The organism is Variovorax sp. GW823-FHT04F07 (assembly GCF_058795995.1).
Genome location: NZ_JBXAIG010000001.1, coordinates 1,825,901 through 1,847,362 on the forward strand (window position 1 = coordinate 1,825,901; position 21,462 = coordinate 1,847,362).

19 protein-coding genes are annotated in these 21,462 nt (G+C 67.6%); 14 read left to right on the plus strand and 5 right to left on the minus strand.

The window, feature by feature from the left end; genetic code table 11:
- Window positions 1-275 precede the first annotated feature (275 nt).
- Genes AC1RAA_RS08460 through AC1RAA_RS08475 form a run of 4 tightly spaced genes read left to right on the plus strand, consistent with a single transcriptional unit; the run spans window position 276 to window position 3,161 of the window.
- A complete protein-coding gene (locus tag AC1RAA_RS08460) occupies window positions 276-1,325 on the plus strand; it encodes an SAM-dependent methyltransferase (protein WP_492727605.1) in 1,050 nt (349 codons plus the stop codon).
- Window positions 1,325-2,116 carry a DUF1295 domain-containing protein gene (locus AC1RAA_RS08465; RefSeq protein ID WP_492727606.1) on the plus strand — a complete coding sequence of 264 codons (792 nt, stop codon included), beginning with the start codon at window positions 1,325-1,327 and terminating at the stop codon, window positions 2,114-2,116. Before AC1RAA_RS08460 ends, AC1RAA_RS08465 begins: the two co-directional genes overlap by 1 nt.
- Entirely contained in the window at window positions 2,113-2,733 is a 621-nt protein-coding gene (locus tag AC1RAA_RS08470; RefSeq protein ID WP_492727607.1) for a DUF6134 family protein, read from the plus strand. Before AC1RAA_RS08465 ends, AC1RAA_RS08470 begins: the two co-directional genes overlap by 4 nt.
- Window positions 2,730-3,161, plus strand: coding sequence for a DUF2177 family protein (locus AC1RAA_RS08475; protein ID WP_492727608.1), 432 nt, complete (start codon window positions 2,730-2,732; stop codon window positions 3,159-3,161). Before AC1RAA_RS08470 ends, AC1RAA_RS08475 begins: the two co-directional genes overlap by 4 nt.
- Here the strand turns inward: AC1RAA_RS08475 and AC1RAA_RS08480 are convergent.
- Entirely contained in the window at window positions 3,124-3,780 is a 657-nt protein-coding gene (locus AC1RAA_RS08480) for a ChrR family anti-sigma-E factor (protein ID WP_492727609.1), read from the minus strand. The genes AC1RAA_RS08475 and AC1RAA_RS08480 overlap by 38 nt on opposite strands.
- 2 nt (window positions 3,781-3,782) lie before the next feature.
- Complete coding sequence (locus AC1RAA_RS08485; RefSeq protein WP_492727610.1) at window positions 3,783-4,331, minus strand: sigma-70 family RNA polymerase sigma factor; 549 nt, start codon at window positions 4,329-4,331, stop codon at window positions 3,783-3,785.
- Between the two features lie 215 nt (window positions 4,332-4,546).
- Here AC1RAA_RS08485 and AC1RAA_RS08490 point away from each other — a divergent pair, with 215 nt between their 5' ends.
- The 3 genes from AC1RAA_RS08490 to AC1RAA_RS08500 are packed head-to-tail and all read left to right on the plus strand — an operon-like array spanning window position 4,547 to window position 7,940.
- Entirely contained in the window at window positions 4,547-5,932 is a 1,386-nt protein-coding gene (locus AC1RAA_RS08490) for an NAD(P)/FAD-dependent oxidoreductase (RefSeq protein ID WP_492727611.1), read from the plus strand.
- Entirely contained in the window at window positions 5,929-6,717 is a 789-nt protein-coding gene (locus tag AC1RAA_RS08495; protein ID WP_492727612.1) for a DUF1365 domain-containing protein, read from the plus strand. The genes AC1RAA_RS08490 and AC1RAA_RS08495 overlap by 4 nt, the downstream gene beginning before the upstream one ends.
- Window positions 6,714-7,940, plus strand: a complete 1,227-nt coding sequence (locus tag AC1RAA_RS08500; RefSeq protein ID WP_492727613.1) for a class I SAM-dependent methyltransferase — start codon at window positions 6,714-6,716, stop codon at window positions 7,938-7,940. The genes AC1RAA_RS08495 and AC1RAA_RS08500 overlap by 4 nt, the downstream gene beginning before the upstream one ends.
- Window positions 7,941-8,218: 278 nt before the next feature.
- On the opposite strand, the gene AC1RAA_RS08505 is transcribed toward AC1RAA_RS08500, so the two are convergent.
- Window positions 8,219-9,160 (minus strand): LysR family transcriptional regulator, encoded by a 942-nt coding sequence (locus AC1RAA_RS08505; RefSeq protein ID WP_492727614.1) that lies wholly within the window; start codon window positions 9,158-9,160, stop codon window positions 8,219-8,221.
- A gap of 139 nt (window positions 9,161-9,299) precedes the next feature.
- Between AC1RAA_RS08505 and AC1RAA_RS08510 the strand changes: the two genes are divergently transcribed.
- Genes AC1RAA_RS08510 through lhpI form a run of 3 tightly spaced genes read left to right on the plus strand, consistent with a single transcriptional unit; the run spans window position 9,300 to window position 15,247 of the window.
- The gene (locus AC1RAA_RS08510; RefSeq protein WP_492727615.1) at window positions 9,300-10,778 is read left to right on the plus strand and encodes a short-chain fatty acid transporter; all 1,479 of its coding nucleotides are present in this window, start codon (window positions 9,300-9,302) and stop codon (window positions 10,776-10,778) included.
- A 16-nt stretch (window positions 10,779-10,794) separates the two neighbouring features.
- A complete protein-coding gene (locus AC1RAA_RS08515; RefSeq protein WP_492727616.1) occupies window positions 10,795-14,262 on the plus strand; it encodes a molybdopterin-dependent oxidoreductase in 3,468 nt (1,155 codons plus the stop codon).
- Window positions 14,263-14,302: 40 nt separating this feature from the next.
- On the plus strand, window positions 14,303-15,247 hold the full coding sequence (gene lhpI, locus AC1RAA_RS08520) for a bifunctional Delta(1)-pyrroline-2-carboxylate/Delta(1)-piperideine-2-carboxylate reductase (RefSeq protein WP_492727617.1): 945 nt from the start codon (window positions 14,303-14,305) through the stop codon (window positions 15,245-15,247).
- A gap of 21 nt (window positions 15,248-15,268) precedes the next feature.
- On the opposite strand, the gene AC1RAA_RS08525 is transcribed toward lhpI, so the two are convergent.
- On the minus strand, window positions 15,269-16,237 hold the full coding sequence (locus tag AC1RAA_RS08525) for a LysR family transcriptional regulator (protein WP_492727618.1): 969 nt from the start codon (window positions 16,235-16,237) through the stop codon (window positions 15,269-15,271).
- Window positions 16,238-16,341: 104 nt separating this feature from the next.
- On the opposite strand from AC1RAA_RS08525, the gene AC1RAA_RS08530 reads away from it, so the two are divergent.
- The 4 genes from AC1RAA_RS08530 to AC1RAA_RS08545 all read left to right on the plus strand — a co-directional run bounded on the left by AC1RAA_RS08530 (window position 16,342) and on the right by AC1RAA_RS08545 (window position 20,506).
- Window positions 16,342-17,328: a Bug family tripartite tricarboxylate transporter substrate binding protein gene (locus AC1RAA_RS08530; protein ID WP_492684993.1), complete on the plus strand. Its 987-nt coding sequence runs from the start codon at window positions 16,342-16,344 to the stop codon at window positions 17,326-17,328.
- A 90-nt stretch (window positions 17,329-17,418) separates the two neighbouring features.
- Entirely contained in the window at window positions 17,419-19,050 is a 1,632-nt protein-coding gene (ggt, locus tag AC1RAA_RS08535; RefSeq protein ID WP_492727619.1) for a gamma-glutamyltransferase, read from the plus strand.
- A gap of 354 nt (window positions 19,051-19,404) precedes the next feature.
- On the plus strand, window positions 19,405-20,112 hold the full coding sequence (locus AC1RAA_RS08540; protein ID WP_492727620.1) for an alpha/beta hydrolase-fold protein: 708 nt from the start codon (window positions 19,405-19,407) through the stop codon (window positions 20,110-20,112).
- A gap of 34 nt (window positions 20,113-20,146) precedes the next feature.
- A complete protein-coding gene (locus AC1RAA_RS08545) occupies window positions 20,147-20,506 on the plus strand; it encodes a hypothetical protein (protein ID WP_492684218.1) in 360 nt (119 codons plus the stop codon).
- Between the two features lie 207 nt (window positions 20,507-20,713).
- Here AC1RAA_RS08545 and AC1RAA_RS08550 read toward each other — a convergent pair whose 3' ends face one another.
- Entirely contained in the window at window positions 20,714-21,400 is a 687-nt protein-coding gene (locus tag AC1RAA_RS08550) for a TetR/AcrR family transcriptional regulator (RefSeq protein WP_492727621.1), read from the minus strand.
- Window positions 21,401-21,462 lie beyond the last annotated feature (62 nt).

Here is a 21,462-nt window from a genome sequence, read left to right on the forward strand (position 1 = left end):
GCACCCAGCTGGGGGCATGTGCCCCTCCCGGCCCGCAGGAGAACTCCCAGATGGTTGCACCGGCCATGACCAATGCGGCGACGTCCGCTTCGTAGCTGACGCTGTGCATGTCCAGTTTGTCCAGAGATAGTTGGATTGGCCTGCGACGCCGCCAGGTGTTCGGCCGCAGTACTTCGCACCGTCGCCCCAGTCCCCATGCGCTGAAGCCGACGAACAGTGATCCATTGCGGCCGGCCTGGCGTAGGAGGAAGAGACTCTCTCCTGCACCCACCGCCATGCCCCAAGCCTCGAGCACCTCCACTGCCATCCATTGGGTTGAACAAGGCCTGGTGCCCGACGGCGCCGTTCGGGTGGGGGTGCGGCGGCTGCTGCGCCAGCGCCTGGTCGAGCTGGACAGCGGCGACCCGGAAGCCGTCGCCCTGCGTTCGGAGGCATTTTTCGATGAACTGCGCGAGGCACCGCTGGCCCTGCTGCCCGAGAAAGCCAACGAGCAACACTACGAGCTGCCCGCCGAGTTCTTCACAGGCGTGCTGGGGCCCCACCGGAAGTACAGCTGCTGCTGGTGGCCTGAAGGAGTGCAGACGCTCGAGCAGGCCGAGGCGGTGGCCCTGGCCGAGACCTGCGCCCGCGCCGGCCTGGAAGACGGGCTGCGCATTCTGGAGCTGGGCTGCGGCTGGGGCTCGCTGAGCCTGTGGATGGCCGAACACTTCCCGCGCGCCCGCATCACGGCGGTCTCCAATTCGCACTCGCAGCGGCTGTTCATCACGGCCGAAGCCGCGGCACGCGGCCTGGGCAACCTCGAGGTGATCACCTGCGACTTCAATGATTTCGAGACCGGCGAGCGCTTCGACCGGGTGGTGTCGGTGGAGATGTTCGAGCACCTGCGCAACTGGCCGCGCGCCTTTTCGCATGTGGCCCGCTGGTTGAAACCGCAGGGGCGGTTCTTCATGCACGTCTTCGTTCACCGCGAAGCGCCCTACCCGTTCGAGGAGCGCGATGCCAGCGACTGGATGAGCCGCCACTTTTTCTCCGGCGGCATGATGCCGAGCGACGATCTCGCCCTGCGCTGCCAGGACGACTTGCGCCTGCTGCACCGCTGGCGCTGGGATGGCCGCCACTACGCGCGGACCTCGGCCGCCTGGCTGGCGCGCATGGACGCCCGGCGGACCACCCTCATGCCCCTGCTGGCCGCCGTCTACGGAGAGCGCGACGCGCCGGTGTGGTGGACCCGCTGGCGGCTCTTCTTCATTTCGGTGGAAGAGCTGTTCGGCTACGCCGAGGGCGGCCAGTGGTGGGTCGGTCACTACCTGTTCGAGAAACGGTGATGCTGTCGCTCGCATGCCTGGGTCTGGCGATCGCCCTCGGCCTGGCGTTGCCGGTCTGGGTGTTCAGCGTCGTGGTGCGCGACGCCAGCCTGGCGGACCGGATCTGGCCCCTGATGATCGCGGCGCCGGCCCTGGCCTACGCCGGCGCCCATGCCCGCGCGCTCGACGCTCGCAGCGTCTGGATGCTCGGGCTGCTGCTGGCATGGGCTTGCCGGCTGGCGCTGCACATCGGGCGTCGCAACTGGGGCCACGGCGAAGACCGCCGCTACCAAGCCATGCGTGCGCGCAACGAACCACACTTCGGACTGAAAAGCCTTTACCTCGTGTTCGGGCTCCAGGCGGTGTTGGCATGGATCGTCGGTTGGCCGCTGCTGGCCGCGTTCGCGCACCCGTCGCCCCTCTCCTGGCTGGACGTGCTGGCCCTGCTGCTGGCCGGCGGCGGTATGGTCTTCGAGGCCGTGGCCGACGCCCAGCTCGCCCGCTTCCTGCGCGGCCCGCGCCGCGAGGATGCGGTGATGGACCGCGGCCTCTGGGCCTGGTCGCGCCACCCCAACTACTTCGGCGAGGCCTGCGTCTGGTGGGGCCTCGGGTTGGCAGCGCTGTCGGCGGGCGGATGGGCGGCGGCGTGGTGCCTGGTGTCTCCGCTGCTGATGACCGTCCTGTTGCTCAAGGTGTCGGGCGTCGCGCTGCTGGAGCGCGACATTGCCGAGCGCCGCCCCGCCTACCGCAGCTACGCGGCACGCACCAGCGCCTTCATTCCCTGGCCGCCGCGGCGCGGCGCCCGGCCATGAAGCACCGGGCCTTGGGGCTGATGCTGGCACTGGCGACCTGCCTGGCCGTGGCACAGGAAGGTGACGAGGAAGCGGGCGAATGGCACTTCACCGCCATGCTCGACGGCAAGCCGATCGGGACCCATCGCTTTGTCGTCGGCGGCACGGCGGCGACGCGCAGCGTCGACAGTCGTGCCCTGTTCACCGTGCGCATGCTCGGCATCCCTGTCTACCGCTACCGGCACCAGGCCGAGGAGCGCTGGGCCGGAGACTGCCTGCGTGAACTGCGCGCCGAGACCGACGACGACGGCACCCGCCAGCAGATCGCGCAGCGCTTCGACGGCGACTGCCCGATGAGCTTTGCCTACTGGAATCCCCGGCTGGTGAAACAACAGCGCCTGATCGATCCCCAGACGGGCAAGGTCGAGCCGGTCCGCTTCGAGCCGCTGCCCGATGCGACCCTCGAGGTCCGCGGTCAGCCCGTGCGGGCGCGCGGCTGGCGACTGCAGGCGGCGCAGCAGCGCATCCGCATCTGGTATGCCGCCGACAGCGGACGCTGGATCGGGCTCGACGCTGACACCAAGGGCGATCGCCCACTGAGCTACCGACTGACCTCTCCTGCACGGAGCACCCCATGAAGCCATCCCCGCGTACCTTGCTCGCTGCCTACCTGTGGGCACTCGTGTGTTTTCTGGTGCTGGACGCCGTCTGGCTGTCGGTCATGGGACCGCGCCTGTACCAGCCCGCGCTCGGTGCGCTGATGGCGCCGCAGGTGGACTGGACGGCGGCGGCGCTGTTCTATGCGCTCTACCTGGTCGGCCTGGTCGTCTTGGCGATCGCGCCGGCACTGGAGGCCGGCGAGCCCGCCGTCGCGTTGCGTCGCGGCGCGCTGCTCGGGCTCGTGGCCTACGCGACCTATGACCTGACGAACCAGGCCACGCTGCGCGACTGGCCCTGGGCCGTCACGGCCGCCGACCTGGCATGGGGCACGGCCGTGAGCGGCGTGTCGGCGTGGGTCGCGGTGCGCCTCACATCCCGACCAGCGCGCCGAAGAAACGCGCAATAGCCCCGTCGAAGCGCAGCCGACCGTCCAGCGAGGCCAGGCAGATGCACTCGCTGCCGTCCTGGACCACCGGCTGATGGTTGATCTCGGCATCGGCCGCATCGAAATCGCCGGGGCCGAACAAGGCCCGGCCATCGTGGAAGCGGCCGTGCAGCACCTGGGTGAACTCCTGCCCCTGATGCGTGTGCTGCGGCAGGTACTTGCCGGCCGCGATGCGCAGAAGAAAGACGTTGGCCTCCGGGGCCTCGGGCACGGTCACACGGCTCCAGCGCATGCCGGGACCGATCCAGCGCCAGGGCGTGGCACTGCAGTGAGCGAGCGCGCGCGGCCAGCGCGCACCGGGCGGCAGCGGCGGGGGCGCACTGACCCGCACCGGCGCGGGTTCAGCGCCTTCGTGCGCATCGATCCGGGCCCAGGTGCGCGACAGCGCGTCATCGGCAAGCGGGACCGCTTCCAGGTCATCGAGCAGGATGCCGCCCACGGCATCGAGTGCGCGCGCGCGCTCGCGGCACAGCGGGCACAGTTCCAGGTGGCTGGCCAGGACCAGTCGCATGCCAACCGGCAAGTGGCCGGAGGACCCGGCCAGCAGCAGGTCGTCGTCGGGGTGGTGTCGGATGTCCATCGTCAATGTTCCAGCAGGCGGCGCAGTTGGGCGACCGCCAGGCGCACGCGCGACTTCACCGTGCCCAGCGGAATGCACAGCTGGGCCGCGATGCGGGCATGCGGCGCGTCTTCAAAATAGGAAAGGTGCAGCACCTGCTGCTGCTCGGGCGGAAGCTGGCGCAGCGCGCCGCGCAGCCGTTCGTTCAGGCGCGCGTCGTGCAGCTGGTCTTCGACGGTCGGGTCATCCGACTGGAGCAGGTCGAAGTCGAACGCGTCTTCAGACGACTGCACGCCCTGGCGCCGCCGCAGCGCGTCCACACGCAGGTTGCGCGCGATGGCGAAGATCCAGGTCGTGGCAGCCGCCCGGGCCGGATCGAACAGCGCGGCCTTGCGCCAGACGGTGACCAGGGCTTCCTGGGCCAGCTCCTCGGCCTGGATGGCCGGGCTGCCGCTGTGCATCAGGTAGTGCTTGATGCGCGGCGCGAAATGCGAGAACAGCTGCGCGAACGCGTCCCGGTCCTGCCGCTGCGCCACGGCGGCCATCGCCTCGGCCCAGAGGTCGTCGGGCAAGGCAGATGGCTCGGAATCGGGGGAGACAACGGTCAAGAGGGACGCTCGACGACTGCGGGGCAACGGAGTGCCCGCAGAGGGGTTGGACGGATCAGGAGCCGCGGTCATGTGCTGTCATACGCAAGGAAGCCGCGTTCGGATCATCGCAGCGACACGGCGGTAATCCAAACGGCCATTTCCTGCGTACAGGCAGCACGACCCGACGGAGACTCTCCATGCTGCCTCTTCTTGCCCCGTCTGCCGCCTTGCCGACGCCTGCCTCCGTGCCTCCCGAGCAGCGCATCGCCGTCGTCGGCACCGGCATCTCGGGCCTGTCCTGCGCCTGGCTGCTGTCCCAGCGCCACGAGGTCACGGTGTTCGAGAGCGAGCCTCGGCTGGGCGGCCACAGCCATACCGTGGACGCGCCAAGCCGGGAAGGCCCGGTGCCGGTGGACACCGGATTCATCGTCTACAACGAGCCCGCATACCCGAACCTCACCGCGTTGTTCCAGCACCTGGCCGTGCCGACCGCGGCCTCGGACATGTCGTTCGCAGTGAGCCTGGACGCCGGCGGGCTCGAATACGCCGGCACCGACCTGCGCGGCTTGTTCGCGCAAAAGCGCAACCTGGCGCGCCCCCGCTTCTGGGCCATGCTGCGCGACCTGCTGCGGTTCTACCGCGAGGCTCCGCGCGATGCGCAGGTCGCAGGCGACCAGGCGCTCGACGACTACCTGGATGCCCACGGCTATGGCCGCGCGTTTCGCGACGACCATCTCTACCCCATGGCTGCGGCCATCTGGTCCACGCCAGCGGCGCAGGTGGGTCGCTATCCGGTTGCCGCCTTTGTGCGGTTCTGCGAGAACCATGGGCTGCTGCAGATCAGCGGCCGCCCCATCTGGCGCACCGTGGTGGGCGGCAGCCGCGAATACGTGCGGCGCCTCAGCCAGCCTTTCGCCGACCGCATCCAGCTGGACCGGGCCGTGCTCGAACTGCATCGCGAGCCGGCGGGTGTGCGGCTTCGCACCAGCGCTGGCTGGTGGCCCGAACGCTTCGACCAGGTGGTCCTGGCCACCCATGCGGACCGCTCGCTGGCGCTGCTTGACGCGCCCACCGGTGCCGAACGGGCCCTGCTCGGTGCCCTGCCCTACAGCCGCAACCTGGCCGTGCTGCACCGCGACCCCGCCCTGATGCCAGCGCGGCGCGCCGTGTGGTCGAGCTGGAACTACCTCGGCACGCGCGGCAGCGGCGCGGCCCCGACGGTGACCTACTGGATGAACCGGCTGCAGCCCCACCTGCCGCAGGGCGCGGCGGCCGAGCCGCTGTTCCTGACCCTGAACCCGGCGATCGACCCGCGGCCCGAGCACCTGATCCGCACCGAGGTCTACGACCACCCGCTGTTCGATGCCGCGGCCATGGCCGCGCAGCGCCAGCTGTGGCAGCTGCAGGGCCAGCGCCGCACCTGGTTCTGCGGCGCCTACTTCGGCGCCGGCTTCCACGAGGACGGATTGCAGGCCGGCCTGGCCGTCGCCGAAGCGCTCGGCGGCGTGCGCCGGCCCTGGCGCGTGGCGCAGGAGTCCGGGCGCATCCACCTGCCGCAAGGCGCACAGACCGTCGCATCATGAATGCGCACGGAGGCTCGGCACTCTACATCGGGCGCGTCATGCACCAGCGGCTGCGGCCGAAGCGGCATCGGCTGAGCTACCGGGTCTACAACCTGCTGATCGACATCGACGAACTGCCGCAACTGCACGCCCGGTTGCGCTGCTTCTCGGTGGACCGGTTCAACCTGTTCAGCTTTCATGCCGCCGACCATGGCGACGGTTCGGGCCGCGACCTGCGGGCCCAGGTGGAAGCGCGGCTGCGCGAGGCCGGCCTTCCGACCGGCGGCGCGATCCGGCTGCTGGCTATGCCGCGACTGCTCGGCCATGTGTTCAACCCGCTCAGCGTCTGGTTCTGCCATGCACCCGGCGGCGCGCTGCAGGCGCTGCTGTACGAGGTCAACAACACCTTCGGGCAGCGGCACAGCTACCTGATCCCGGTCGCTGACGACGGCGCGCCCATCGTCGAGCAGCACTGCGACAAGCAGATGTACGTCTCTCCCTTCAACGGCATGGACCTGCACTACCGGTTCCGCGTCGCACCGCCGGGCGAGGCGGTCTCGGTCGGCATCAGCGTGCACGACGCGGCCGGCGCCGTGCTCAACGCGCGGCTTGACGGCCAACGCGCCCCCCTGAGCGACCTGGCGCTGCTGCGCGTGTTCATCACGCATCCGTTGCTGACCCTCAAGGTGGTGGCCGCCATCCACTGGCAGGCCCTGCGTCTGTGGATCAAGCGCGTGCCGCTGCATCCGCGACCGGCTGCCCCAGAGCGCGACCTCACCATCGTTTCTTCGAACAAGACCCCATGAGCCTGACCACACCTTCCGCACCCGCTCTCGATGCCGCTCCGGTCTTCTCCCCGCTGCGCCGGCTGCTGGCCCGCACGCGTTTCGGCCGGCTGTCCTTGAGCCTTCCGGGCGGCCGATGCATCGAGGTGGCCGGCCTCGAACCCGGGCCGCACGCGAGCCTGCGCCTGCTGAGCTGGCGCCCGCTGCTGCGCCTGGCGCTGCAAGGCGATCTGGGCCTGGCCCTGTCATTTCGCGATGGCGAGTGGGACAGTCCGGACCTGCTGGCCTTGTTCGAATTCGGCCTGGCCAACGAATCGGCCTGGGGATCGCTGCTCAAGGGGCGCGGGCTGGCGCGCTGGGCGGCGCGGCTGCGGCACCTGACCCACAGCAACAGCCGGCGCGGAAGCCGGCACAACATCGCATTCCACTACGACCTGGGCAACGCGTTCTACCGGCACTGGCTGGACGACAGCATGCTGTATTCGAGCGCGATGTTCAGCGACGCCGACGACGACACGCTGGAAGCCGCCCAGGCGCGTCGCCTCACTGCCATCGCCGAAATGCTCGACACCCCGCAAGGGGGCGACGTGCTCGAGATCGGCTGCGGCTGGGGAACGCTGGCCGCGAGCCTGGCCCGCCGGCACGAAGCGCGCGTCACAGGCGTCACGCTGTCGAGCGAGCAACTGGCCTTCGCCCGCGAACGCGCGCAGGACTGGGGCGTGGCCGACCGGGTCGACCTGCGGTTGCAGGACTACCGCGACGTGCAGGGCCGGTTCGATCGCATCGTGTCCATCGAGATGATCGAGGCCGTCGGCGAGGCCTACTGGCCCACCTACTTCGCCACCTTGCGCGAGCGCCTCCAGCCCGGTGGCGTGGTGGTGCTGCAGGCGATCACGATCGCCGATGCGCAGTTCGACAGCTACCGCCAGGGGACCGATTTCATCCAGCACTGCATCTTTCCCGGCGGCATGCTGCCAAGTCCGCGCGTACTGCGGGAACAGGCGCAACGCGCAGGGTTGGTGATCGAGGCTTCCCGCTGCTTCGGCAAGGACTACGCGCGAACCCTGGCAGAGTGGCGTCGCCGGTTCCTCGCCGCCTGGCCGCAGATCGAGCCACTCGGCTTCGACGCCGCGTTCAAGCGCTTGTGGACCTACTACCTCTCCTACTGCGAGGCCGGCTTCCACGCGGGACTCGTCGACGTCGGCCTCTACCGGTTGCGCGTGGCTGAAGTCGGAACTGCCTGATCGGTCGGCGCAGTGCGAACCGCCCCCTTCCTTCTTCTTAACAGGGTGACACACCGCAATTCCGGCCGTTCTGAAATATCCTGTGCGAACGCAGCAACTGCTGCCCGTATTGCGCGGCCTGCCGGGACAATGCCGATGAGGCTGCCAGAGACGCGGTCCTGGACGCGATTCTTCTGGCTTGCGATAAGCCCGCCTTCGGCGACTGGGCGACAACTGCCGGTCGCTGTCGCTCACCCCACGCCTGCCATGCGTGTCGCAGGAAGCGGCCCACTCGAAAGCTACAGCGGCTCGTCATCCATCCGCGGCTGTGACTCTCTCGTCAGTGTCTTGGCCAGCAACCGCAAGGTGCTTGCAGAGGCTGCCGTAGCTTCGGAAAGAACAGCCCCGCGCCGGTAAGCCAGTCCCAGGTCCATCGAGGGCACCGCGCTCGACACCACTGTCCTGCGAATACGCCCACCATCGTGTGACCAGGGGCGAAACACCAGGTCCGACAGGATGGTCACACCCACGTTCTGTGCGACGAGGCTGCGCACGGCCTCGATCGATTTGGTGCGGAACACGACCTTGGGCTTGAGCTTCATCGCGCTCCAGTAGCGGCCCACGGTGTCCACGTGCTCGTCCATGTCCAGCAGCACGAAGGGCATCTGCGCGATCTCGCGCAGCGACACCGACTTCTGCGCCACCAGCGGATGGTCGAACGAAGTCCACAGACGACGCTCCGACTTCAGCAGGTTCTCGCGCCGGATGTCCGGCGCGCGCGAGAGGTTCGACACCAGGACCACGGCCAGGTCGAATTCGCCGCTGCGCAAGCCGTTCTCGATCTCCACCCGGTTGCGCTCCACAGGCTCGAACTCGACCAGCGGCAGTTGCCTGCGCATCGCGCCGATGATCTTCGGCAGCATGTATTCGGACACGGTGTCGGTGATGGCGATCTGCACCCGCCCCTCGACCGAGGACACCGAGTTGCGCGTCTCCTCCACCGCCGCATCGAGCGTGTGCAGCATGTGCTCCGCGTGCCGAAGAAAGCCCTCGCCCTGCACCGTGAGCCGCAGCCCGTCGGAGTGCCGCGTAAAGAGCTGTACCTTCAGCGTCGACTCCAGGTTCTTGAGCGAAGTGGTCAGCGACGGCTGGCTCACATAGCAGCGCTGGGCTGCCCGGGACACCTGCCCTGTGTGCGCAGCAGCCACGAAGTGCTGCAGCTGCTTGATCGTTATCGACATAGATTCATCCTATATCGCTCCATTGAAAATAGAGATTATGAATTGTCGATGGCAATTCCTAACATCCGGGCAGCACGCCATGTCAGGCGTGTGACGAGGACGCCCACAGTTCCAGCAGCAGTTAGTAGCAGGAGACCCCATGCCATCGACATCACACACTTCCGCCGGCCACGGCGCCCACCCTCCTGTACCCCAAGAGGCCTCGACCGATGCCGGGCTGTTGAGCCGCCTGGGCCTGCGCTTCACCGCCTGGGCCGAGCGCTGGTTTCCCGACGCCTTCGTGTTCGCGGCCATCGCCGTGGTGGTGGTCGCGGGCGCCGCGCTCCTGAACGGATCGAGCCCGCAAGCGGTGGCCAAGTCTTTCGGCGACGGCTTCTGGAGCCTCATTGTTTTCACGATGCAGATGGCGCTGGTGGCCGTCGGCGGCTACGTGGTGGCGACCTCGCCGCCGGCTGCGCGACTCATCCGCAAGCTGGCCGCTCTGCCCGTGTCGGGGCGCCAGGCCATCGCGTACGTGGCAGCAATCAGCATGATCCTGTCGCTCTTCAACTGGGGTATCTCGCTGATCTTCAGCGCGCTCTATGTGCGCGCGCTGGCCGGCCGCCTCGACCTGCGCATGGACTACCGCGCGGGCGGCGCGGCGGCCTACCTCGGCATGGGCGCGACCTGGGCGTTGGGGCTCAGTTCGTCGGCGGCGCAGTTGCAGGCCAACGCCAGCAGCCTGCCCAAGAGCATTCTGGACATCACCGGCGTGATCCCGTTCAGCCAGACCATCTTCCTGTGGCAGTCGGTTGCCATGGCGTTGGTGCTGATGGTCGTGTCGGTGGCCATCGCGCTGTGGTCGGCGCCCGACGCGAAGCACGCGGTCACGGCGCAGGACCTGGGCGTGGACCTCACGGAAGCCAATCCCGCTTCCGCCGAGTCCGCCGAGCGCCGCCCCGGCGAGTGGTTCGAGCGCAGTCCGCTGCTCACGCTGCTCCTGTGCGCGCTGGGCTTCGGCTGGCTGGCGCAGGAGTTCATGGCCAAGAGCCCGCTGATCGCGATCTCGGGCCTCAACACCTACAACCTGCTGTTCCTCATGATCGGGCTGCTGCTGCACTGGCGCCCGCGCAGCTTTCTCGACGCGGTGTCGCGCTCAGTGCCGTCGACGGCGGGCGTGATCATCCAGTTCCCGCTGTACGGTGCCATCGCGGCCATGTTGACCGGTGCCAAGGGCGACGCAGGCATCACGCTGTCGGACCGCATCGCGCATCTGTTCGTAAGCATCTCCAACGTCGACAGCTTCGCCGTGGTGATGGGCGCGTATTCCGCCGTGCTGGGTTTCTTCATTCCCTCGGGTGGCGGCAAGTGGATCATCGAGGCGCCCTACGTCATGCAAGCGGCCAACGACCTGAAAGTCCACCTGGGCTGGGCCGTGCAGGTCTACAACGCGGCCGAGGCGCTGCCCAACCTGATCAACCCGTTCTGGATGCTGCCGCTGCTGGGCGTGCTGTCGCTGAAGGCGCGCGACATCGTGGGCTTTACCTTCCTGCAATTGCTGGTGCACGCGCCGCTGGTGCTCTTCATGCTCTGGGCCTTCGGGCGCACGCTGAGCTATGTCGCGCCGGTGATGCCTTGAGTCACGCAGATACCGGATGCAAGTGATGACGACGACGGCGCCCACGCAAACCAAGCAGGGCTACTGCACGCTCTGCCGTTCGCGCTGCGGCACGCTCAACGAGGTGCGTGACGACATGCTGGTGTCGGTGAAGCCCGACGCCTCGCACCCCACCGGCCAGGCGATGTGCATGAAGGGCAAGGCTGCGCCCGAGCTGGTGCACAGCCCGCACCGGCTGCGCTACCCGATGCGCCGCACGAGGCCCAAGACCGAAGCGGATCCGGGCTGGGTGCGCATCGGCTGGGACGAGGCACTGGCCGAGACCGCGCAGCGCTTGGGGGCCATCAAGGCCGAGAGCGGCGCCGAGTCGGTGGTGTTCGCCGTGACAACGCCCAGCGGCACGCCATTGACGGACAGCATCGATTGGATCGAGCGCTTCGTGCGCCTCTTCGGCAGCCCCAACATCTGCTATGCGACCGAGGTCTGCAACTGGCACAAGGACTTCGCGCACGCCTTCACCTTCGGCTGCGGCATGCCCGCGGCCGACTACGCGCAGGCTGAACTGATCGTGCTGTGGGGTCACAACCCCGCGAACACCTGGCTGGCACAGGCCAACGCGATCGGCCGAGGCCGCGCGAACGGGGCGAAGATGGTGGTGATCGATCCGCGCCCCACAGCGCTTGCGCGGCAGGCCGACAGCTGGCTGCCTGTGCGGCCCGGCACCGATGCGGCACTGGCGCTGGGGCTGATCCACCTGCTGATCGCGGACGCGCGCTTCGACGAAGGTTTCGTGCGCGCGTGGACCAATGCACCGTTGCTGGTGCGCAGCGACAACGGACACTTCCTGCGCGAGCAGGACCTGTGGCCCGATGCCCAGGGCAACCGCTTCGTGGCGTGGAACGACGCGCTCGCCTGTGCAGTGCCCTATGACACCGAGCAGGCAGCGAAATCCCAGGACGCAGCCCACTTCCGCCTGCGCGGCGCGGTCGAGATCAATGTGGGCGCACATCGCGTGTCGTGCGCGCCAGCGTTCGAACTGCTGGCCCAGGGCTGTGCGGCCTACACACCGCCGAATGTCGAACGCATCACCGGCGTTGCCGAGGCTTCGTTGCGCGCGGTCGCTGACCTCTTCGGCACTTGCCGCCGCGTGGCCTATCACGCCTGGACTGGCATCGGCCAGCACACCAACGCGACGCAAGCCGAGCGCGCGGTCGCCACGCTGTATGCGCTGTGCGGCAGCTTCGACCGCATTGGTGCGAACCGCGTTCGCGTCGGCCCGCGCGTCAACGCCGTCAACTCGCTCTCACTGCTGCCCGACGCGCAGCGCGCCAAGGCGCTCGGCCTGGCGCAGCGCCCGATCGGCCCTCCCGCACACGGCTGGGTGACGGCGCGCGACACCTACCGCGCGATTCTCGAAGGCGAGCCTTACAAGGTGCGCGCGATGATGGCCTTCGGCACCAACCTGCCAGTGTCGCAGGCCGACACGGCGCTCGCGCACCGGGCGCTGTCGCAGCTCGAATTCCACGTGCACTGTGACTTGTTCGAAACACCCGCCGCCCAGTACGCCGACATCCTGCTGCCGGTCAACACACCCTGGGAGCGCGAAGGCCTGCGCATCGGCTTCGAGATCGACGACCGTGCGGCCGGCTGGGTGCAGTTGCGCCAGCGCATGGTGACGCCACGCGGTGAATCGCGCGCCGACAACGACGTGCTGTTCGATCTGGCCGTTCGCCTGGGCATGGGGAGCGACTTCTTCGGTGGCAGCCTCGACGCGGGCTGGAACCACATGCTCGAGCCACTCGGCATCACGGTCGACCAGTTGCGTGCCCGGCCCGAAGGCATGGCCTGCGCCATCGATGCGAGCGAGCAGAAGTACGCCCGCGCCACGCCCACCGGCGTGCGCGGCTTCGACACCCCGACGCGACGCGTCGAGCTCTATTCCGAAACCCTGCTGCGCCACGGCCAGCCGCCGGTCGCCACCTTCGTCGAACCGGCAGACACGCCGCGCGATGCGAAGGCCACGCGCCAGGGCCGCTTTCCCTATGTGCTGAGTTCGGCCAAGAACGGCTTCTATTGCCACAGCCAGCACCGCAGTCTGGCCTCGCTGCGCAAGCGCGCGCCCGATCCGGTGGCCGAATTGAGCCCCGCACTCGCGGCCGCCAAGGGCATCGTCGATGGCGACTGGATGCGCATCCGCACGCGCGTGGGCGAGGCCCGCTTCGTCGCCCGCGTCACGCCCCAACTGGCGGACGACGTCATCGTGGCCGAGTTCGGCTGGTGGCAGAGCTGTCCCGAGCTCGACCGCGACGGCCTGCCGATTGAAGGCGCGTTGGGCAGCAACTTCAACGCGCTGATATCCGCCGACAGCTGCGACCCCGTGAGCGGCTCGGTGCCGCATCGCTCGTTTCTCTGCGACATCGAACGCGACCCGGCCACAGAGGTGCGGCAGCGCAAGTGGTCCGGCTACCGCCCCTTCCGCATCGGCGCGCTGCGGCCCGAAGCCGACGGCGTGCTGGGCATCCACTTCGAGCCGGTCGACGGCGGCGAACTGCCCGATTACCGACCCGGTCAGCACATCGAGATGCAATTGCATCTGGACGATGGCACGCAGGTCACGCGCGCCTACTCGCTCACGGGCGCGACCGAGGTGCCGGGCCGGCGCAGCTACAGCGTGGCCGTGCGCCACCAGCGCGGCCGCTCGGCCGACGGCACGCCGCACGAGGGGCGCGTGTCGAGCCATCTGCACCGCGCGCTGAAGGTCGGCGACACCCTCGCGCTGCGGGCGCCGTCCGGCGGCTTCGTGCTGCCGCGCCACTCGCCGCAGCCGCTGGTCTTTTTCGCGGGAGGCATCGGCATCACGCCCTTCATCAGCCTGCTCGAATCGCTGCCCGACGGCGCGCAGGGGCCGGCCATCTGGCTCTACTACGCCAACCAGAACGGCACGACCCACGCGTTTCGCGAGCGCATTGCGCAGCACCGCGCGCGGCTGCCGCAGTTGCAGGTTGTCGATCACTACAACGCACCACAGCCGCAGGAGCGTCAGGGCATCGACTACCAGTCGAATCGCTTCATCGACGCGAGCGTGGTGGACGACGCGTTGATCGCGCAGCGCGCCCGCTTCTACCTGTGCGGACCGCCGGCCATGATGGACGCGGTGACCGCCGGCCTCGTGGAACGGGGCGTTCCGCGCTTCGACATCTTCAGCGAGGTCTTCCGTTCGCCCACCACGCCGCCCACCGACGGCGACCAACGCTTCACCGTCAGCTTCGCGCGCTCAGGCCGCGCCCCCGCGACGTGGACGCCCCGGCAGGGCACGTTACTGACCTTTGGCGAATCGCTCGGCGTGCAGATGGCCAGCGGCTGCCGTGTGGGCCAGTGCGAGAGCTGCGCCGTGCGCCTGTTGAGCGGCAAGGTGCGCCATCTGCACGGCAGCGAACCGGAAGACCCGGCCGTGTGCCTGGCCTGCCAGGCCATCCCGCTCGAAGACGTGGTGCTCGAGGCATGACGGCCGGCACTTTCACTCAACTGACTCCATCCGTGACCCCATGAAAATCATCGATACCGAAAGCACCCGCCGTGCATTGCCCTTCGACTGCCTGATCCCGGCGCTTAGGGAGATGTTCATCGCTGGCTGCGAGGTGCCCTTGCGGCACACGCATTCGCTGCAGGCCGGGACGCACACCTCGCCCCGCACCGTGCTGGTCATGCCGGCCTGGCAGCACGACCGCTACCTGGGCATCAAGACAGTGACCATCTTCCCGGACAACGCGCAACGCGGCCTGCCCGGACTGTTCTCGACCTATGTGCTGTACGACGCCAGCACGGGCGAGCCGCTGGCGCAGATCGACGGCAACGAGATCACGTCGCGCCGCACCGCTGCCGCCTCGGCCCTGGCCGCGTCCTATCTCGCGCCTGCCGATGCGCGCAGCCTGCTGGTCGTCGGCTGCGGACGTGTCGGCAGTCTGATTCCCGAGGCCTACCGCGCCGTGCGTCCGATCGAACGCGTGGTGGTGTGGGACCGCGACGAATCTGCGGCGAAGGCACTCGCTGCGCGGCTGTGCGCGCAGAACATCGAGGCGGCCGTTGCGCCGGACCTTGCCCACGCGGTGAACGACGTCGACATCGTGAGCTGTGCCACGCTCGCCACGCAGCCGGTGGTGCAGGGCGCGTGGCTGCGGCCTCGCAGCCACCTCGACCTGATCGGCAGTTTCACGCCGCAGATGCGCGAAGCAGACGATGCCTGCTTTGCGGGTGCACGTCTGTTTGTTGATACACAAGAGGCGTTGCAAAAGAGTGGCGAATTGCTCGGGCCCATGTCGCGCGGCGTGTTCGCCGCCGACGATGTGGCAGGGGAGTTGGCCGACCTGGCCACGGGCCGGATCAAGGGACGCGCCGATGGTGACGGGCGGACCGTCTTCAAGGCCGTGGGCACCGCCTTGGAGGACCTGGCCGCGGCAGTGGTGGTCTACGAAGCTTCCGATTCGACCTGAGACACTTGCCTTGGCGGGCCGCTAAGCGCTGGGCGCCTCCTGCACGTGTGCGGCAGGCAAGCCCCGCGCATGCGCCTTCAGGCAGGCAATGAAATCCATGAGCGTGGCCGAGACGTGCTCGCGGTTCCACACCACGGTGATGGGGCCGAAGCGGATGTTCGAATCGACGGCGACCTTGCGGAACAGCCCCAGCGAGGCCATGTAGTCCGCCATGGATTCCGCACACACGCCGACATAGTCGCCCTTTTGCAGCAGCGCCTGCATCATGGCCAACGAGGCGGTTTCTGCCTTGGGCACCAGCCACGATGCCTGTTGCTCGATGAGGTAGGCATCCATCTGGATGCGGGTGAGCGTGCCAAGGGGCGGCATCACCCATTGCTCGCGCAACACATCCGCAAAGCCGAGCGGCTGGTCGTTGTTCCAGTGTTTGCTGCCCTGGCCGATGACGATGCTCACCTGGTCGTCGAAGAGCACGTGATGCGCCAGTTGCGGCTGGTGCGCCCGCGCATCCAGAACGCCGATCACGGCATCCATGGCACGCGTGTCCAGGCCTTTGAGCAGGTCGTCGAACAGGCCGTCGTGGATGGACACGGCCACATCGGCATGGCGCTGCTGGAAGGCGGTCACGGCTTCGGGCAGGCCGCCGGCGATGCCTGCCCAGACGCTGCCCACGTTCAGTCGCGGCACGCGCCCCGCAGCCACCGCATGCATTTCGAGGCCGGTGCGGGCGATATCGCCCAGCACCGTGATGGCCAGGCGTTTGAGCAGATGCCCGGCAGGCGTCAGCTGCACCTTGCGCCCGCGCACCACCAGCGGCGTGCCCGCCACGCGTTCGAGCTCTGCCAGCCAGTGCGACATGGCAGATTGCGTCATGTGCAGGCGCGCCGCCGCTTCGGTCAGCGTGCCCGCCTCGTCCAGCACCAGAAAGGATTCCAGATGCCGGACCTTGATGCCTCGTGCCCATGACAGGCCTTCCGAACGCTCGATCATGAGTAAACCTTCATGCATCCATTTTGCATTTTCACTAGGCGGATGGCAGGGGTTGTCATGAAAATTACTTCATCTTTTCATGATGGACCCTCTGAGGAATCCCTGTGCCCAAAGCAATCACGAACGTCTACAAGATCCTGATGGGTGCCGCGGTCGCGGCCGCCACGGCCACCACTGTGTTCGCGCAAGCCTCCTACCCCAGTCGTCCCGTGCGCCTGATCGTGTCTCAGGCCCCGGGCGGCAGCAGCGACACCATCGCACGCATGTGGGCCGAACACGCAGGCAAGGCCATTGGCGCCACCATCGTGGTGGAGAACAAGCCCGGTGCGGGCGGCCTCATTGCCGCACAGAACGCGCTGAATGCGCCCGCCGATGGCTACACCCTGCTGCTGGGCAGCGTGTCGCTGATGGTGCTCAATCAGTTCACCTACAAGCCATTGCCCTACAACCCCGAGAAGGATTTTGTTGGCGTGACCATGCTGACGACGGTGCCGTTCGTGCTGTCGGCCAACCCGGCCACGGGCATCAAGACGCTCAAGGATCTGACGGAAAAAGCCAAGGCGGCGCCCGGCAAGCTGAACTTCGCGTCCGCCGGCCTGGGCAACTCCACCCATCTGGCGGTCGAGCTGGTGTCCAATGCCCTGGGCATTTCGATGACCCACATCCCTTACAAGGGCGAGGCCGACGGCATCCTGGCCACCATTGGCGGGCAAACCGAGGTGATGGCCCCGGTGTATGGCACCGCCCTGCCCCACATCAAGAACCACAAGCTCAATCCACTGGCCGTGTTGTCGCCGCAACGCACCCCTGAGCTGCCCGATGTACCCACCCTGGGTGAGCTGGGTGTGAAGGGCTTTGACAACATGGGCTGGAGTGCCGTGGTGGCACGCGCCGGCACGCCGGCCGACATTGTGGAAAAGCTCAACAAGGCGACGACGGCCTTCCACCAGAGTCCCGACGTGCAGGCCAAGCTCAAAAGCATGGGCGTGATCCCCATGTCCGGCCCTTCCGCACTGGTCATGGAAACGGCGGCGCGTGACGCCAAGGCCTGGGGGCCCACGCTCGGGGCACTGAACCTCAGCGCCAAGTAAGCCGGCGACCGCACAAGCACCGCCCCCTTTTCTTCCATCTTCACCCCTTGCCGTATCGCCGATGCAGCAAGGGGCTCGTCTTCACACCTCATGAAAAAAGAAGCAATGGTGGTCTGCCCGCAGCCGGAGGCGGCCGAATCCGGCATCGACATCCTGCGCGCAGGCGGTAACGCAGTGGATGCCGCCGTGGCCACCGCGCTGGCCCAGACCGTGGTCGATCCGCTGATGTGCGGTATCGCAGGTTTCGGCACCGCCGCCGTCTACCTGCCGGGCGCCCAGGTGCATGAATATTTCGACTTCCACTCGCCCGCGCCGCTGGCGGCCAGGGAAAACATGTGGGAGCACCTGCTGGAGGGCGAGACCAAGGACGGCTTCGGTTTCATCCTCAAGGGCCGCGTCAACGACATCGGCCCCCAGTCCATCGGTACGCCGGCCACGCTCAAGGGCCTGGAGGCCATGCACCAGGCGCACGGCCGCCTGCCGTGGCAGCAGGTGGTGGAGCCCGCCATCCGCTGGGCAGCGGACGGCTACTTTGTGCGCCCCGGCATGCACGCCTTCTGGATCGACGAGCCCACCATGGGTCGCGTCGGCAACCTGGAGCGGCTGCAGTACTGCGAGGAAAGCCGCCAGCTGTACTGCCGCCCCGATGGCCGCCCCAAGCCCATCGGTGCGCCGCTGCGCAACGAAGGCATGGCTGCGGTGCTGCGCCAGATTGCCGAAGAAGGTGCGCGCCCGTTCTACCAGGGCGACCTGGCGCAAAAAATGGTGGCGCACCTGCAGTCGCTGGGGGCGCTGATCACGCTCGACGACCTGGCTCGGTATCAGGTGCAGCGCAACCCGCCGCTGGTGGGCCGCTACCGCGACCGCACCATCACGACCAACCAGCCCCCGGGCGGCGGCGCCATGCTGCTGGAGATGCTCAACATCCTCGAGCACTTCGATCTGGCGAACCTGGAGCACAACAGCCCCGCCTACCTGCAGCGGGTGTGCGAGGCCATGAAGAAGGCGACGATCGACAAGGACCGCTGCATCGGCGACCCGAAGTTCTTCGATGTGCCGCTGGATCAGCTGCTGTCCAAGGACATGGCCCGCGAAGTGGCCGAGCAGATCCGCACGGGCCATCGCTTCAACGTGGAGCGCGTGAACCCTGGCGCACCCGTGCCGCGCGACACCACCCACCTGAGCGTGGTGGACGCCGACGGCAACGCCGTGTCCCTGACCCACTCGCTGGCCATGCCCTCGGGCATCATCACCCCGGGCATGGGTTTTCTGTACAACGGCTGCATGGGCGTGTTCGACCCGCGTCCGGGCCGCGCCGGCAGCATCCAGCCGGGCAAGAGCCGCTTCACTTCGTCCTGCCCCACCATGACCTTCAAGGACGGTGAGCTCGACGTGGTGCTCGGCGCCCCCGGTGGCACGCAGATCGCCATGGGCGTGCTGCAGGTGCTGCTCAACGTGATCGACCACGGCATGGAGATGCAGGCAGCGGTGTCGGCACCTCGCTTCTCGTCCACCAGCAACGCCATCGACGTGTGCAACCGCATTCCGCGCTCCACCACGCGCGCGCTGGAAGCACAGGGCTACGCCATTGGCCGCAACCCGTACAACTACACCATCGGCTGGGTGCACGGCGTGCAGGTCCAGGCCGATGGCCTGCACGGCGGCGCCGACCCTGGCCGCGATGGCGTGGCGTACCGGCTGCGCATGGATCCTGCGCACTGATCGGCCACCGTTTTCAGCTATCGACTGTGTGGCTTATGAGGAGCTCATTCCCATCCCGCCTTCTTTGCATGTAGCCAGCCGCGCTGGTCTGCTTTGCAGCGATTTCCGCCGCCGGACGAGGGGCCGCCGATGCCTGCTTGAAGGACGATCCCGACAGGCAAGTCCGTAGAACGGCCTGTCGTAGACCGCATTGGAACTCCCTTCGACCTGAAATTCCCTGTGCGATCGCAGCAACTGCTGCCTGCTCGCTCGGCAATGCACAACTCGATGCACTGAGCGCTCGCGGCGACGCGCCGATGATCCTGGCCATCGGCCCCGACAGCGATCTGCGTTTCGACGCGGCGATGCGCGCCTATGACTACACGCCGTCGGTGCGCGCGGACGGTCCGACCTGGGACGACGAGGAACCTGGCCGACCAGGCGGCGGCGCCGATCATTTTCTCGACTTCATCGTCGCCCAAGCGGTGCCGGCCCTGGCGGCGCGCGCACCGCTGGATCCGCGACGCCGCACGCTGTGCGGGAGACTCGTACGGTGGTTTGTTCGCGCTGCACGCGTTGTTGCGCCGGCCGCAGTTCTTCTCCCGCTGCGCGGCGGCGGACCCCTCGTTGTGGTGGCAGGACGGCTTCATCCTGCGCGAGGCCGAACACCCCGCCCCCTGCCGGCGGGGCGCGAGACCATGCTGTTGTTCATGCAGGGCGCCTCGACCGAAGGCGAGAGTCCTGCCGCGCCATCTCCTGCAGGTGTCAGCACGGCGCGCGCCGAACGCCTGCGACACCAGCGGGCCGCCGTGCCACCGCAGGCTGGCCGGGACCTGGCGGGGCGACTCGACCGCGCAGGCGTGCGTGCGCAGTACCTCGCCTTTCCCGGCATGCCTCACGGCCCGATGCTGGCGGCATCCCTGCCGCCCGATTGGCACTGGCTGCGCGCCCGTCGCCGGCTTGAGCCGAAAGCTGGAGAAAAGTCGTTTCGTCCCCCACAAGTCGCGAGGATTCTTGCGGGATCCATGGCTGCATATCCGACCCGGGCAGCCGGAATTCGGATGCATCAACCATTGCGCATGAGAAGCTCGGTGAGCTTCATCACTTTGAGAGTGCAATGGTCAAAAAGACAACTGAACAGAAAGCTGCAGAGGCGCTTCGTTACACCGCTGCCAGTGGTGCAGCCAATGCGGTTGAGCTCGAGCCCTTCTTGACTGATCCCAATCAGGCCATACGCGCCGTGGCGGCCATGAACCCGGATGCAGACGAAGAGATCCTGGATCGTTTTGCGAATGACAAGTTCTGGGGCGTTCGCATGGAAGTGGTGCGCAATGCCAATGTCAGCCAGGCCACGCTGCGCAGGCTGCTGGAGTCCGACACGCGCAAACGCGGCGTGGTGCACCACGCCGCGCGCGAGAAGCTGGAAGAGCGCGGTGTCGCATTTGGTGCTGATGGCATGCCGGAAGACGCGGCGTAGAGAACGAAGTCGCATTTCCTGAGCGTCATTTGATCGGGTCGCTTTCGATCTCGATCACTGCGGCCGGTGTTCGTGAGGGGTCCTGTTGTCGGCGCTCCGGCCTCTTGTTTCGGACGAGCAGTGCCATGGCCGCCAGCGCGACCGGAACATTCGAATCACTTATCTCAGTGCTGCCCCCCACCAGACGCTTGTCTGTCAGGTGGCCCGTCAACCCGCGGACCTGGGCGCCGGCTTTGCCTTGAGGCCCGCCTCGATGAAGTTCACCAGGTAGTCGACACCGGCCTCGATGCTGGTCTGCTGCAACTTCTCGGGCCACAGCGCCTGCACCCGCGTGTGCGTGCTGTGCGAATAGAAGAAGGCGCCGTAGACGAAGATGACGCGCCAGTAGAACTCTTCGCTGCTCAAGTGAGGAAGCTCGTGGCTCACGACATCCACGAAGCGTCGCGCGAAATCGTCCACGATGGAGGCTGTCAGCGCATGCACTTCATCGGCAGGGTCCATCAGCATGCGGCCGTAGAACGCACGGAACGACTCGCGCTCCTGGACACTGGCTCCCGCGACAAGCAGTGAGGGCGCCATGGACGCCCGCAGGATGTCTCGCAACGGGACCTTCCGACCCTCGAATGCATCCAGGCGCTCCTTGCGCTCCTTCATCACCGGCCCAAGGCGGCGCTCCAGCACTGCCTTGCACAGCGCTTGTTTCGATCCCCAGTAGTAGTGGAAGGCTCCCAGGTTGGCGTTGGCCCGCTCCGCGATCGCTCGCATGCTGGTGCCCCCGTAGCCATGTGCAGCAAACAGGGCCTCGGCGGCGTCGAGGATCTGGTTTGCGGTGGTGTCGGAAAGCGCCTGCCGCTTCGAAGAGTCGGCGGTTTTCGCTGCGGTGGGCTTGGGCATGAGGGAAGTGGCGAGGTATTGAAGTTCGTTGACAGCCAATCCTTGAAATCATACAGTTGTAT